The sequence below is a fragment of the Nocardiopsis sp. LOL_012 genome, from assembly GCF_048060475.1.
Taxonomy (GTDB): domain Bacteria; phylum Actinomycetota; class Actinomycetes; order Streptosporangiales; family Streptosporangiaceae; genus Nocardiopsis.
This window is the reverse complement of sequence record NZ_JBHMIV010000057.1, coordinates 1-13,880: the sequence shown is the minus strand read 5'-3', so window position 1 is coordinate 13,880 and position 13,880 is coordinate 1. Positions and strand designations below refer to the sequence as shown.

General features: G+C 70.0%; 13 protein-coding genes. 7 read left to right on the top strand and 6 right to left on the bottom strand.

From position 1 onward, the window contains the following. Positions 1–699: 699 nt before the first annotated feature. Entirely contained in the window at positions 700–1,164 is a 465-nt protein-coding gene (locus tag ACFHWE_RS22970) for a Fur family transcriptional regulator (protein ID WP_416603953.1), read from the bottom strand. A 372-nt stretch (positions 1,165–1,536) separates the two neighbouring features. On the opposite strand from ACFHWE_RS22970, the gene ACFHWE_RS22965 reads away from it, so the two are divergent. Further along, positions 1,537–2,664 (top strand): CapA family protein, encoded by a 1,128-nt coding sequence (locus ACFHWE_RS22965; RefSeq protein ID WP_416603952.1) that lies wholly within the window; start codon positions 1,537–1,539, stop codon positions 2,662–2,664. A 37-nt stretch (positions 2,665–2,701) separates the two neighbouring features. Here ACFHWE_RS22965 and add read toward each other — a convergent pair whose 3' ends face one another. Both add and ACFHWE_RS22955 read right to left on the bottom strand, forming a co-directional pair. Further along, positions 2,702–3,748, bottom strand: coding sequence for an adenosine deaminase (add, locus tag ACFHWE_RS22960; protein WP_416603951.1), 1,047 nt, complete (start codon positions 3,746–3,748; stop codon positions 2,702–2,704). 73 nt (positions 3,749–3,821) lie between these two features. Further along, on the bottom strand, positions 3,822–5,273 hold the full coding sequence (locus tag ACFHWE_RS22955; RefSeq protein WP_416603950.1) for an aldehyde dehydrogenase (NADP(+)): 1,452 nt from the start codon (positions 5,271–5,273) through the stop codon (positions 3,822–3,824). 464 nt (positions 5,274–5,737) lie between these two features. Between ACFHWE_RS22955 and ACFHWE_RS22950 the strand changes: the two genes are divergently transcribed. The 3 genes from ACFHWE_RS22950 to ACFHWE_RS22940 all read left to right on the top strand — a co-directional run bounded on the left by ACFHWE_RS22950 (position 5,738) and on the right by ACFHWE_RS22940 (position 8,027). Beyond that, the gene (locus ACFHWE_RS22950; RefSeq protein WP_416603954.1) at positions 5,738–6,328 is read left to right on the top strand and encodes a TetR family transcriptional regulator; all 591 of its coding nucleotides are present in this window, start codon (positions 5,738–5,740) and stop codon (positions 6,326–6,328) included. Further along, positions 6,322–7,197: an alpha/beta hydrolase family protein gene (locus ACFHWE_RS22945; protein ID WP_416603949.1), complete on the top strand. Its 876-nt coding sequence runs from the start codon at positions 6,322–6,324 to the stop codon at positions 7,195–7,197. Before ACFHWE_RS22950 ends, ACFHWE_RS22945 begins: the two co-directional genes overlap by 7 nt. A gap of 206 nt (positions 7,198–7,403) precedes the next feature. Then, the gene (locus tag ACFHWE_RS22940) at positions 7,404–8,027 is read left to right on the top strand and encodes an HD domain-containing protein (RefSeq protein WP_416603948.1); all 624 of its coding nucleotides are present in this window, start codon (positions 7,404–7,406) and stop codon (positions 8,025–8,027) included. 24 nt (positions 8,028–8,051) lie between these two features. Here the strand turns inward: ACFHWE_RS22940 and ACFHWE_RS22935 are convergent, their stop codons facing one another. The 3 genes from ACFHWE_RS22935 to ACFHWE_RS22925 form a co-directional block, all read right to left on the bottom strand. Further along, entirely contained in the window at positions 8,052–8,810 is a 759-nt protein-coding gene (locus ACFHWE_RS22935) for a sulfite exporter TauE/SafE family protein (RefSeq protein ID WP_416603947.1), read from the bottom strand. Positions 8,811–8,914: 104 nt separating this feature from the next. After that, the gene (locus tag ACFHWE_RS22930) at positions 8,915–9,838 is read right to left on the bottom strand and encodes an SPFH domain-containing protein (protein WP_416603946.1); all 924 of its coding nucleotides are present in this window, start codon (positions 9,836–9,838) and stop codon (positions 8,915–8,917) included. 222 nt (positions 9,839–10,060) lie between these two features. Beyond that, positions 10,061–10,846, bottom strand: coding sequence for an ABC transporter ATP-binding protein (locus ACFHWE_RS22925; RefSeq protein ID WP_416603945.1), 786 nt, complete (start codon positions 10,844–10,846; stop codon positions 10,061–10,063). Positions 10,847–10,896: 50 nt separating this feature from the next. On the opposite strand from ACFHWE_RS22925, the gene ACFHWE_RS22920 reads away from it, so the two are divergent. The 3 genes from ACFHWE_RS22920 to serB all read left to right on the top strand — a co-directional run bounded on the left by ACFHWE_RS22920 (position 10,897) and on the right by serB (position 13,732). Next, complete coding sequence (locus tag ACFHWE_RS22920) at positions 10,897–11,649, top strand: hypothetical protein (RefSeq protein WP_416603944.1); 753 nt, start codon at positions 10,897–10,899, stop codon at positions 11,647–11,649. Between the two features lie 147 nt (positions 11,650–11,796). Further along, positions 11,797–12,420, top strand: a complete 624-nt coding sequence (locus ACFHWE_RS22915) for a DUF1707 SHOCT-like domain-containing protein (RefSeq protein WP_416603943.1) — start codon at positions 11,797–11,799, stop codon at positions 12,418–12,420. 100 nt (positions 12,421–12,520) lie between these two features. Then, a complete protein-coding gene (serB, locus tag ACFHWE_RS22910) occupies positions 12,521–13,732 on the top strand; it encodes a phosphoserine phosphatase SerB (RefSeq protein ID WP_416603942.1) in 1,212 nt (403 codons plus the stop codon). The last annotated feature ends 148 nt before the right edge of the window (positions 13,733–13,880 follow it).

Here is a 13,880-nt window from a genome sequence, read left to right as displayed (position 1 = left end):
CACGGGGATGATGATCTGGTTGCCGCCGGCGATGCTGCCTGAACCGCTCGTGGAGGTGTCGGCGAAGGCGGCGGTCAGGGGGGAGGCCACGAACCCCGCGGTGAGGGCCGCTGCGAAGGAGTAACGGATGGTGTTGCGCATCGTGCTGCTTGGACCTTTCAGAAGACTGCCAGAGGATCGCGCCGGTGGCGACGCGGGGATGCGTGGACGGGACCGGGCGGACCGGTGCCCGTAGGGGACGGAGCCGTCCCGTCGCGGCGCTGGCGGGCCCGTCACCGAGCGGTGATCGAAAGCGAGGCGACCCACAGTGCGGTTCTCGGTTCTCCGAAGGGGCATTCCTTGCGTGAACCGACCGTCGACCGAAACGCTAGCAAGCCTTCACGGGTATTCGTGCTATTTCCCGCAACATCTCCACGCGAAAGAGACACTCCAAGTCATGAACCAATGACCCCATGGAGTATTCCCTGTTCAAAGCACTCCCTTTAAGCACTGTGAGTGTACATCACGTAGCCAAGAGTGACGATTGGCGGCGAAAAAATCCTCTGCCCTTGGACCGAAATTCCACTAAAGAACTTCGTACATTAGTCATCGGACGATGGAAATCGGACAGCGAACGCCAATTTAAGTCACTTGAAAAATAAGTAACGAATGCCCAGTTTGGGAAGAATATCGCACAAACAGGCCCGTGGGGCGGACGGCTCAGCCCGTGAACTCGTCCGGCTCCGCCTGGAAGAGTTCGTCCTCATCCTCCGCGGAGGAGCCCTGGCACGGCGGGCACAGGCCCCAGAACACCACCTCGGCCTCGTCGATGGCGAACCCGTACGAACTCGATGGCTCCAGACAGGGCGCCTCACCGACCGCGCAGTCGATGTCCTTCACACTTCCGCAGACACGGCAGACGAGGTGGTGGTGGTTGTCGCCCACCCGGGTCTCGTAGAGGGCCGGCGAGCCGGCCGGCTCCGTGCAGCGCAGCAGGCCCGCCCTCGTGAGGGCGTACAGGCCGTCGTGCACCGTCTGGTTGGACACGTGTCCGACCTTCTCGCGCACCCCCCGGGTGATGCGCTCGGCATCGAGGTGGTCTCCGGAGCGAACGGTGGAGAGGATCGCCTCACGTGTGGCGGTGGCCCTGAGACCGGCGGATCGGAGTTCAGCGGAGTCGTCCATGTCACCAGCGTAGACATTAGATTTGAATGGATCAATAAAACGAACAGAAACAGTTCATGGCCCCGACTCCGGCAACACCCGCCCGCACGGACCGCCGGAGCATCCGGGGCACTCACCCCCAGGAGATCACAAAAGCGCTGGTCAGGCACGTACAATCAACAGGACGACAACCAAGGACATGTCAAGAACCGGCCACCGACGCGCCAAGCACCCCGCGAGGCCCGCGGACGGCCGCCCCGCCTGTGGACCATGGCGCAGCAGCGCCGGGGGGTCTCATTGTGATACCGCCCGAGCGCACCGGCCAACCCGCCGCCGAACAGGCGCGTCCCACAGGCGGAACTCGCCCGCATCCCCGGCAGAGCAGGAGCACGAATGCAACCCCGCCCCTCCCGCCCCCTCCTCCGCGCACCCCTTAGATACGGCGCCGCGATCCTCGCACCCGCCCTCTTTCTCACCGCGTGCTCCTCGGAGGACCCCCAGGGCAGCGACAACGAGGCGTCGGTCCAGAGCCCCACCGGCGACTCCTCCGCTCCGACCCCGTCGCCGGAGGAGAACTCCGAGCCGTTCACCATCGCCTTCGGCGGCGACGTGATGTTCGAGGGCATCCTCGAACCCCGCCTGAACGACCCCGCCACCGCCATGGGGCCCATCGCCGAACAGCTCTCCGCCGCCGACCTCACCATGGTCAACCTGGAGACGGCGGTCACCGAGGGCGGGACGCCCGCCCCGGGGAAGCAGTTCGTGTTCCGCGCCCCCGCGAGCGCCCTGGAGGCCCTGGACGCGGCCGGGGTGGACGTGGCGTCGGTGGCCAACAACCACGGCCTGGACTACGGGGCCGACGGCCTGGCCGACACCCTCGCCAACGGTGAGGCCTCACCCGTCGAGCTGGTCGGGATCGGCAACAACGCCGACGAGGCGTACGCCCCCCACGTCGCCGAGGTCAACGGCCAGACGGTCGCCATGTTCGGCGCCTCCGACGTGCTCGACGACCACCTCATCGCCGCGTGGACGGCCACCGACACCAACCCGGGCCTGGCCTCCAGCAAGAACGAGATGCGCCAGCGCCTGGTGACCGCCGTCTCCGAGGCCGCCGCCGAGCACGACAACGTGGTCGTGTTCCTGCACTGGGGCCTGGAGGGGGCGCACTGCCCCCTCCCACACGCCCCCGGACTCGCCGACGAACTGGTCGCCGCGGGCGCCACCGCGGTCGTGGGCGGCCACGCCCACGTGCTGTCCCCCGGCGGCTTCATGGGCGACTCCTACGTCCACTACGGGCTGGGGAACTTCGTGTTCTACAACTTCAACGGCCCCACCGCCGAGAGCGGCGTTCTCACGCTCACCTTCGACGAGGGCAGTGTGACCGAGGCCGACTGGGCCCCCGCCCAGATCCAGAACGGTGTCCCGGTACCCTACGAGGGCGCCGCCGCCGACCAGGCCCACCAGACCTGGGTGAACATGCGCGCCGAGTGCGGCCTGCCCCTGACCGACTCCCCCGCCTGAGGGAACGCCCGCACGCCCGTCGCGGCGGGCGCGGGCCTCACCGCTCCGGACAGGCGACCCCGTGCCGCGCGGCGACGTCGGCGATCTCGCCCAGGAGGGCTCGCCGGCGCGCCGCGCCCAGGTAGGAGGCCCGGACCCCGTTCGCGGCCAGCCTCACCAGGTCGGCCGCCGACAGCCCCAGGCGGTGGGCGGTGCGGTACTCCCCGGTGAGGTCGGTACCGAACATCGTCGGGTCGTCGCTGTTGAGGGTCACCAGGAGCCCGGCCTCCAGCATGCGCGGCAGCGGGTGGTCCCCGAGGCGTTCGACGGCACGCGTGCACACGTTGGAGGTCGGGCTCACGTCCACCGGGACCTGCTCGTCCACCAGGCGGGCGAGCAGCCCTAGGTCGCGCATCGCGTCGATACCGTGTCCGATCCGTTCCGCGCCGAGCGCGTCCAGCGCCTCGCGCACCCGCTCGGGTCCGCCGTGCTCACCGGCGTGCGGCAGGCTCGCCAGCCCCGCGGCGCGGGCCCGGCCGAACACCCCGGCGTACTGCTCCAGCGGCGTCTCCACACCGCCGACCCCGAACCCGACCACGCTGTGGGGTCCGTCCGCCAGCACGGCGGCCACCGTCGCCTCGGCGCTGTCCGGCCCGAAGTCGGCGGGAAAGTCCGGGATCCACCGCAACACGATCCCGTGATCGCGTTCGGCCTCCACACGCGCCCGCTCGATCCCGTCGAAGACGACGCGTGCCGGAACACCGCGCATCAGGTGCGCGTACAGGCTGACGTGCAGTTCGGCGTAGCGCACGTTCTGCCCCGCCAGGTTCCGGGCGACCACCGAGGCCAAGAGCGCGAAGTCCTCCTCCTCGCGCAGGGCGCCCACCGACTCCAGGTAGACCTCCACGAAGTGCGGGAAGTCGGTAAAGGCGTACCACCGCTCCAGCTTCTCCGGGTCGGCCGGCACGCCCGTCAGCCCGTGTTTGCGTGCCAGGGTGAACAGGGTCCCGGCGGGCATCGAGCCCTCCAGGTGAACGTGCAGTTCGACCTTGGGCAGGTCCCTGATGAGCGCCTCGACGGCCGCGGGGGCGTGGGTGGTGTGCATGACGAGAGACTACGTACACGCTCGCCCCGTCCCAAGCCCTCGCGGCCGAACCTCACACGGGCCCGTCGGATACCTAGGAGGGGAGCCCCCCGCTCACCTGCTGGGGAACACCCAGCGGGTTGTCGTCGCGCAGTTCGCGGGGCAGCAGCGACTGGGGCACCGACTGGTAGGTGACCGGACGCAGGAAGCGGCGGATCGCCGCGGTGCCGACCGAGGTGTGCCCCGAAGCCGTCGTCGCCGGGTAGGGGCCTCCGTGGGTCATGGCGTGGGTGACGGCCACCCCGGTGGGCCAGGCGTTCCACACGACCCGGCCGGCCAGGTCGGCGCCCAGGGCCAGCAGCGCGGGCGCCACGGAGTCGTCCTCCTCCCCGTGGACGGTGACCGTGAGCTGGCCGTGCAGGACGCCCGCCGTCTCCAGGAGCCGCGCCTCGTCGGCGTAGGTGACCACGAGGGTCGCCGGGCCGAAGCACTCCGTGAGGAGGTCCTCGGCGTTGGCCAGGAGCGTGTCGAGGTCGGTGCGCAGCAGGGACGGCGACCAGCCCTCGCCGGTCTCCCGCCCCTGGACGAGGACCTCGGTGGCGGGGTGGCCGGCGAGGCCGTCGAGCACCCGGCTGAACCCCTGTTCCACGCGCTCGTTGAGCAGGCGTGCGCCCCCGCGCCCCGCGAAGTCCGCTACCAGGTCCTTCAGGTCGGTCTCCTCGGGCACGAACACGACCCCGGGCTTGGTGCAGAACTGTCCGGCGCCCTGGTTCGCCGATTCGGCGTACCCGGTGAGGATCTCGCCGCCGCGGGCGGCCGCTGCCGCCCGGGTGACGAACACCGGGTTCAGGCTGCCCAGTTCACCGTAGAAGGGGACGGGGTCCGGCCGGGAGACGGCGAGGTCGTAGAGTGCGCGTCCCCCGGGGATGGAGCCGGTGAAGGCCACGGCCCGGGTCCGCGGGTGCGTGACCGCGCGTCGACCCGTCTCCACCCCGGTGACCAGTGCGAACGTTCCGTCCGGCAACCCGGCTTCGGAGAGGGCCCGGGTGAGCAGTTCGGCCGTGCGCAGTGCCAGCCCCGGGTGGCCCGGGTGTCCCTTGACCACGACGGGGCATCCGGCGGCGAGCGCCGAGGCGGTGTCCCCTCCGGCCGTCGAGAAGGCGAAGGGGAAGTTGCTCGCGCCGAACACGACCACCGGCCCCAGGGGCACCATCAAGCGCCGCAGGTCCGGTCGGGGCGTGCCCCATTCCGGGTCGGCGGGGTCGATCCCCGCCTCCAGGTGGGAGCCGAGTTCCACGGTGTCGGCCATCAGCCGCAGTTGGAAGGTGGTGCGGCCCAGTTCACCCCGGCACCGCGCCTCGGGATAGTGCGCCTCCGCCATGGCGAGCGGCACGAGTTCCTCGGCGGCGGCGTCCAGGGCGTCGGCGATGGTGCGGAGCATGTGGGACCGCTCCTCCGGTGCCTGGGAGGCGAGGACCGGCGCTGCGGCCGCGGCCCGCTCCATGACCGCGTCGAGCTCCTCCGGTGTGGTGTCTGGGCTTTCCATGCCTGAACCTCCAAGGCGCGTGTGCGTTGTCCGACACCGATCCAACCATGCCCACCCCCGTCTTGGAAAGCGCTATCCAAGCCACTCCCGGACACTCTGAGCCCTAGCTGAGCACAGCCAGTGATGTCGACATTGAATGACATAAGCAACAAAAAGCCCCGGGAGCGCCACAAGCGAACCCCACTCATCCTTTCTCGCGAACAGGAATGACAGGCACGTTCCGGGCGTTCACCCAACGATCTTCCGCACGAAACTGAAATTTCCACGGAACCAGCCGATTCCGGAACGGCATCATAGGAAGCGTGACGACGAACCCCCGAAGCTCAACCGCCCAGCGGCCCCATCGGCCCTCCGGCACCGTGTACCGCCCTCCGGTGGAGGACCGCCGTTCGGTCACTCTCGCCCGCGAGGACCTCGACTTCGCCCAGACCCCGCTGCGCAGGCTCCCCGCACAGCAGCGGAGCATGCTCAGGGTCCAGCGCATGCTCGACTGCTGTGCCGAGCTCCTCGACGAGATCGGGTACGAGAACCTCTCCACGACCCGCATCGCCGAACGCGCCGGCGTGGCCATCGGTTCGGTCTACCAGTTCTTCCCGGACAAGAGAGCCATCACCCAGGCCCTCGGCCTGCGCTTCCTCGACCAGTTCGGCACACGCGTCACCGAGCGCCTGAACAGCGTCTCGTTCATACACTGGACCGTCGCCGTCGACATCATGATCGACGAGTACATCGACATGCACAGGTCGATCCCGGGATTCCGGAGTCTGCACTTCGGTGACATAGTCGACCCTAGACTCCTTCACGGCGACGCCGACAACAACCGTGTCATCTCGGTCCGGCTCCGCAAGATCATCGTCTCCGTCACGGGCATCCCCGACACGGACGAACTCGATCGCGTCATCGACGTCGCCGTCGAAGCCACCGACGCTGTGCTCAAGCTCGCCTTCCGCGACGACCCGAACGGCGACCCCGACCTCGTACGCGAGGCCAAGCACCTGGTGAGCAGTTACCTGTCCCACTTCTCCAAACGCAACGGAGGCGGCCATCCGTGGTAGCCGACACCGACACACTCAGCAGACCCCTCACCGGCACGGCCGCCGGGGTGCCCTACCTCGCCCTGCCGCCCGCCTTCGGTGACGGCCCGGCGCCGCTGGTCCTGGGGCTGCACGCCATGGAACCGCCGCGCAGCGAGACGGCCCTGGCCGGGGCGATCCCGCTGGCCCCGCTACCCGCGTGGCGGGTCTACCTGGGACTCCCGCTCTTCGGCGGCCGGCTGCCCGAGGGCGGTGTCCCCGAGGTGAACCGGCGGAGCGCACAGGACTACCTCACGGAGCTCTTCGCCCCGGTCGTCGAGGAGGCCGCCGCCGAACTGGCCCACGTCACGGCCGAGCTGCGCTCGGCGCTCCCGGTGACCGACGCACCCATCGGCCTGGTCGGCGTGGGTGCCGGAGCCACCGCGGCGCTGCTCTCCCTCGCCGAGAGCGACCTGCCCGTCGGCGCCGCCGCGGCCGTCAACCCCATCGCCGACCCCGCTCTCGTGGTCGGTGTCCGTGAACGCCACAGCGGCTCCCCCTACGAGTGGAGCGACCAGGCCCGGCGGGCACGCGAACGGTTGCACCTCACCGAGCGGGCCGCCGAGGTCGCGCGCCACCGCACCCCGCTGCTCGTCGTCAACGGCGGCCTCGACGACGTGGCCGGGCCCGAGCACGGCCGCGCCCTGCACGACGCCCTGCGCGGCGACGACACCGATCATGCGCTCCGTCACATCGTGGTCCCCGACCTGGCCCACGCCATCGGCCCCGAGCCCGGACTGGAGCCCGGCCCGCTGACCCCGGCCGGGGTCCTCACGGACCGGGCGATCACCGAGTGGTTCCACCGGCATCTGGCCCCTTCCCCGCAGGTCCTGGTGGCTTCGGGGGCCTGATGGTGCGCATTTAGTACCGCTCTCTCACTCGATGTACGGTTCTTCCGCCCTCCGTTCACCGTGTGCACCACACCGGCTCTCCCCGGCGCCGTCCTCTCGACGCCGCCGCGACAGTTGGTGCGCGTTCCATGGGATCATCCAAGGGCGGCCGTGCGAACGGTCCACCTGCTGACCGCTTCGACTCATCCATCGGGAGGGCGAACCACGTGACGGAACCGGCACCGGTCTTTGCCAGCGGGGTCGACAACGAGCGGTTGAACGCGCAGTTGCGCTTCCTGCTGGAGGTCGACAAGCTCAAGCGCGTCCTGCGGCAGAACCTGCTGGTCGACGGGTCCCGGCGGGAGAACTCCGCCGAGCACTCCTGGCACCTGGCCCTGTCCGCCCGCACCTTCGCCGAGTACGCCCCCGAGGGCACCGACATCGACCGGGTCGTCGAACTGCTCCTGCTCCACGACATCGTCGGGATCGACGCCGGGGACGCCTTCGCCTTCAACGTGTCCGAACCCCCGGACCGGGCCGAGCGCGAGCGCGCCGCCGCGGACCGCATCTTCCCGCTGCTGCCCGAGGACCAGGCGGAGCACGCACGGGCGCTGTGGGCGGAGTTCGAGGCCCGGGCCACACCCGAGGCCCGCTTCGCCCTGGCCGTCGCCCGGCTGTCGCCCCTGCTGTCGAACTGGCACAACGAGGGCGGCACCTGGGTGCGCTCCGGGGCCACCCGCGCCGAGGTGATGACGAAGGTCAAGCTGATCGCGGAGGGGTCCGAGGCGCTGGGCTCCTACGCCGCGGCCCTGGTCGACGACGCCCAGCGGCGCGGCTACCTCAACGGCTGAGCCCCGCGCCGGCCGGCCCCCTGCTCAGATCCGCCCCAGCAGCAGTTGCAGGGCGGCCGTCAGCCCCACCACGACCACGCAGGCACGCAGCGCGGCCGGGCTGAGCCTGCGGCCGTAGCGCGCGCCGAGGAAGCCGCCGATGATCGTTCCGGCCGCGATGAGCCCCACCACCGGCCACGCCGGTGCGGCCAAGGCGATGTAGAAGACCGCGGCGGTGCTGTTGGCCACCGTGGTGAGCAGGTTCTTCAGGGCGTTGATCCGCTGGAGGTCGTCGTCGAGGGCCGTGCCCAGCAGGCTCAGCAGGATGATCCCCTGGGCCGCCGCGAAGTAGCCCCCGTAGGTACCGGTCGCGTAGGCCCCCAGCGGCAGCAGCGGCCCCCCGTCCTTCGAGGCCGGCCTGCGCGAACGCGCCCACGCGGCGATCCTCGGCTGGAGGACGATGAGGACGCACGCCGCGCCGATCATGAACGGCACGACCGTCTCGAACACGCCGGGCGGCAGGTAGATCAGGAGCAGTGCCCCGGTGACGGCACCGCAGAAGGCCATGGAGCCGAGTCTCAGTACCCGCGCCCGCTGGCCCGCCAGTTCGCGTCGGTAGGCGATGGTCCCGCTGAGCGTCCCGGGTGCCAGGCCGATGCTGTTGGAGACGGTCGCCGTGACCGGCGGGTAGCCGAGTGCCAGGAGTACGGGGAAGGTGAACAGCGTGCCGGATCCGGCGATCGCGTTGATCCCGCCGGCGGCCACCCCCGCCAGGAGAACGGCCACGGCCTCCCACAGTTCCATCCGCACACCCCGGGTCCCTCCCGCTCCCCGCCGTTCGGGGAGGGTCGTCAAACCCTACGCAAGGCCGCCGGCGGCTCCCGGTCCGGGGTGGGGATCGTCGCTGATCAGATGTCCCGGACGACCTCTTGGCGCAGCTCCTCGAAGGCGCTGCCGACCCCGTGCAGGGCCTGGCCCATCTCCGAGGGCACGATCCACACCTTGTTGGCGTCGCCCTTGGCGATCTCCGGGAGCTTCTGGAGGTACTGGTAGGCGAGCACGTCCCGGTCGACCCCGCTGGCGTGCAGGGACTTGAACACGATGTGGATGGCGTCGGCCTCGCCCCGGGCCCGGAGCGTCTGGGCGTCGGCGTCGGCCTTGGCCGTGAGCATCTGCGCCTCGGCGGCGCCCTTGGCGCGCAGGACCGCGGAGGAGCGCTCGCCCTCGGCGCGCAGCACCGCAGCCTGCTTCTCGCCCTCGGCGCTGAGCAACTGGGCGCGCTTCTCCCGGTCGGCGCGCATCTGCATCTCCATCGCCTCCTGCACCGAGGAGGGCGGTTCGATGCCCTTGAGCTCGATCCGGCTGATCTCGATGCCCCACTCGGAGGTCGCCTCGTCCAGGACGGTCTTGAGTTCGCGGTTGATCTCGTCGCGGGAGGTGAGGGTGTCCTCCAGGTTCATACCGCCGATGACGTTGCGCAGCGTGGCGAGGGTGAGCTGCTCCACCGCCCGGATGAAGTCGGCGACCTCGTAGGTGGCCCGGTAGGCATCCACGATCCGCACGTACACCGCCGAGTCGACCTCCACGGCGAGGTTGTCCTCGGTGATGGCCGACTGGGGCGGGAAGCTGACCACCTGCACGCGCCGGTCGACCCGCTCGCGGACGCTGTCCACCCCGGGAATGACGATGTTGAACCCCGACTGCAGCGTCCGGTGGAACTTCCCGAACCGCTCGACGACGTCCTCCATCGAGTGCGGAACGATACGCACGCTCCGCCAGAAGATGATCAACAGGACGGCGACGAAAAGCGCGACGATGATGATCGGGGTCATGAGGACGGCTCCGAGTTCTGCCTGTGGGGCGGCTTCTCCCTGCGGGGCGGATGGGGAGCGGGCACCGGCGGCCCCGCCCACACGATGTTCAGCGCACCGAGAATGGAGCGATCCGCTCACCGGTCGCTGACGCTACCCCATATGCGCCTGGCCCGACCACATATGGACAGATATAGGAATTCCGGCCAACAGAATCACCGTATTAGCGCAATGCCATATAGGTCAGATCGCGCGGGCGCTCCAGCGCTCACCGTCGCGTTCGACCTTCAGGGGAAGGTCGAACGCCTTGGAGAGGTTCTCGGCGGTCATCACCGCGTCCAGGGGGCCGGCCGCCACGACACCGCCCTCCCTCAACAGCAGGCCGTGCGTGAACCCCACGGGGATCTCCTCCACGTGGTGCGAGACCACCACCAGGGTGGGGGCCGCCTCGTTGCGCGCGAGCACCCCCAGTCTCCGCAGCAGGTCCTCACGGCCCCCCAGGTCCAGACCGGCCGCGGGCTCGTCCAGCAGCAGCAGTTCCGGGTCGGACATCAGGGCGCGGGCGATGAGCACGCGCTTGCGCTCACCCTCCGACAGGGTGTCGTAGGAGCGGTCCGCCAGATCACCCGCCCCCCAGTGCCCCAGCAGCGCCCGGGCACGGCCGTAGTCCGGGATCCCGTACTCCTCCCGGAACCGCCCCACGAACCCGTAGGCGGCGCTGAGCACCAGGTCGAGCACCGGTGTCCCGGGCTCGACCCGGGAGGCCACCGAGGCCCCCGCGTACCCGATCAGCGGACGCAGCTCGAACACGTCCACGCCGCCGAGGCGCTCACCGAGGATCTCGACCTCCCCGGCGGTCGGGTGGAGCTGGCTGGAGACGACGTTGAGCAGTGTGGTCTTCCCCGCACCGTTGGGGCCGAGGATCACCCACCGCTCGCCCTCCAAGACCGTCCAGTCCACGTCCGCCAGCAGCTCGGCGTCCTGCCGCCGTACCGTGACCCCGTCGAGGCCCACCACACGCCCGTCCATCGTCCTCCCTCACTTCACGACCCGCTTTGGAGCCGACCTACCCTGAAGCAATGCAACTCACGTCCGCACCGCTCGTCGCTTGGGGCAACGCCTGGCTGGCCGGACATGTCGGTCTGGACGACGCAGTCGACGCCGTCGAGCGACGTGGCGGGCCCAACCTGATCGGGACAGTACCCGCAGACGACCTGCCCTTCGACAGCGGTGCCCCTCTACGAACCGCGCTGGTACGACTGCGCGGCCTCGACCTGTCCGTGTTCCGTCTGGCGCTGCCCACCTGGGGCGACCCCTTCGGGCTGGTCGGGCCGAAGGAGCTCAACCAGGCCGCGCTGGAGGCCCAGGAGGGGGTCCTGCTCCAACTCGCCGACACACAGATCGGCCTCGTACCCACGGCGGACCGGCGTGGTTCATCCTATGCGGGCGTGACTTGGACGCCGTATCGGGCGACCAATACCCCTCCCCAGGTTCCCGGCCTCGCCGAGGCGGAACAGCGGTTGAAGCTCGCGCTCATCGAGGTCGGCCGGACCCTGGAGGGCATCACCGACATCGCCGGTTTCGAACCCGGGGTGCACGAGGAGCTGGGCACGCTGGAAGCACACCAGGCACCTCCCCTCGCACACGGCTACCCGCCGCGCGCCCACAGGCTCGCGGCCCAGGCCGAACGGCTGGCCCGGGTGATCGCCCTGGCCGAGCCAGCCTCGGACCGCGGGATGACCAGCGGCCAGGCCGAGGAGCGCCGCCGGGCACTGCACACACTCGACATGGCCGTACGGCGCGCCCACGTGGCCGCCCACGCGGCCATCTGACCACCGCTCCCTCGGCCGCGACCCTGGTGGAGGGGGTACGGTTCTCGGGGTTCTTCCAGGGACATCACCTGATCCGTTCCCGGCCCGGCCGACGGATACTGGTTCGTGCACGACGGCGCCAAGCCCACCCCGAAGGAACGAGGAGCCATGCAGCCCGAGCACATCCGAGCCTCCGACGCGGACCGTGACCAGGTGGCCGAACGGCTCCGGGAGGCCCTCGCGGAAGGCCGGCTCAGCCCCGTCGAACTCGACGAGCGCCTGGAGGCCCTCTACACGGCCAAGACCGTGGGGGAACTCGCACCGATCGTCGCGGACCTACCCGCCCCCCATGGCCCCAGGACCAGCGCGGCGGACCGGATGTCCGTCCTGGGCCCCGACGCCCGGGACCTCGCCGAGCAGAGCAAGGGGTCGGAGAACCTCGTGGCGGTGTTCGGCGGCTGCGAGCGCAAGGGCCGCTGGCTCGTGGAGCCCAGGACCAACATCTCCGTCCTGTTCGGCGGAGTGGACCTCGACCTGCGCGAGGCCGTTCTGAGCCAGAACGAGGTGACCGTGCAACTGGCCGTGATCCTGGGCGGGGTCGAGATCACCGTGCCCGAGGGGGTCCGAGTGATCAACAACACGTCCGCGATCCTCGGCGGCGCGGAGATCCACGGGGCCGACCGGGTCACGGACCCGAACGCCCCGGTCATCCGACTGACCGGCACCTGCATGCTCGGCGGGGTGGAGGTCAAGAGCAAGCGCCCCAAGCGGCGCAAGAAGTCCCGAGGGTGACCGGAGCGGGACTTTCCGTGTCCACACGGTGAACGAGCTGCGAAAAGAGGCCCACCTCGTGAACCCCTGGAACCGGGTGCCGAGTACCGTGGACAGCGTCATGAACGATGAATCCACGTTGTCGGTGACCATCACCGGGCGGGACCGCCCGGGGATCAGCGCGCGCCTGCTCAGCACCCTTTCCGTCTTCCCGGTGGCCATCGTCGACCTGGAGCAGGTCGTCCTGGGCGGCCGGCTCACACTCGGGGCCGTACTGGAGGTCGACGAGCGCGTGGCGCCCGGCGTCACCCGGCACCGGGTCTTCGAAGAGGTCCGCAACGCCCTGGACAAGACCGCGATCGACCTCGACGTGGAGGCCGAGTACGGGGAGGGCAACGGGCGGGTCAACGCCTACGACCCCAACCGTCTGCACGTCACCGTTCTGGCGGACACGCTCCGGCCCGGCGCCCTCGCCGCGATCACGTCCTGTGTGGCTCGCGCGGGCGCCAACATCGACCGGATCGAACGCCTCTCCAGCTACCCGGTGACCTCCGTCGAGATGGACATCTCCGGTGGGAGCGCCGATCAGCTCCGTGCCGAGCTCGCGATGGAGGCGAGCACCCAGGGTGTGGACGTCGCCGTCCAGTCCAGCGGCCTGCACCGCCGCGGCAAGCACCTGATCGTCATGGACGTGGATTCGACCCTGATCCAGGGCGAGGTGATTGAGCTCCTCGCGGCGCACGCGGGCTGCGAGGCCCAGATCGCCAGGGTGACGGAACAGGCCATGCGCGGCGAGCTGGACTTCGAGGAGTCGCTACGCGCCCGGGTCGCCCTGCTGCGCGGCCTGGACGCCTCCGCGATCGACCGGGTGCGCGAGGAGATCGTGCTGACCCCGGGGGCCCGGACCCTGGTCCGCACGCTGAAGCGCCTGGGCTACGCCTGCGGCATCGTCAGCGGGGGGTTCACCCAGATCACCGACTCCCTGGTGGAGCTGCTGGATCTGGACTACGCCGCCGCGAACACCCTGGAGGTGGTCGACGGCAGACTCACCGGTGAACTGGTGGGGCCGATCATCGACCGCAAGGGCAAGGCCGTCACCCTCCAGCAGTTCGCCGACCAGGCCGGGGTGCCCCTGACCCAGACGGTCGCCATCGGCGACGGTGCCAACGACCTGGACATGCTCCAGACCGCCGGCCTCGGGGTGGCCTTCAACGCCAAGCCGGTGGTGCGCCAGCAGGCGGACACGTCGGTGACCGTCCCCTATCTGGACGCGATCGCCTTCATCCTGGGCATCACCCGCGAAGAGATCGAAGCCGCCGACCTCCACGCCTGACCGGCACCCGGCCACACCCAGCGGACACACGAAAGCCCCTGCCGCACTGTCGACCAGTGCCAGGGGCTTCGCCGTATATTCACGATTGCACAAGCCCCGGCAACAAAAAAGAAAGGACCGGAGCCGCCCCCACAAGGAACGACCCCGA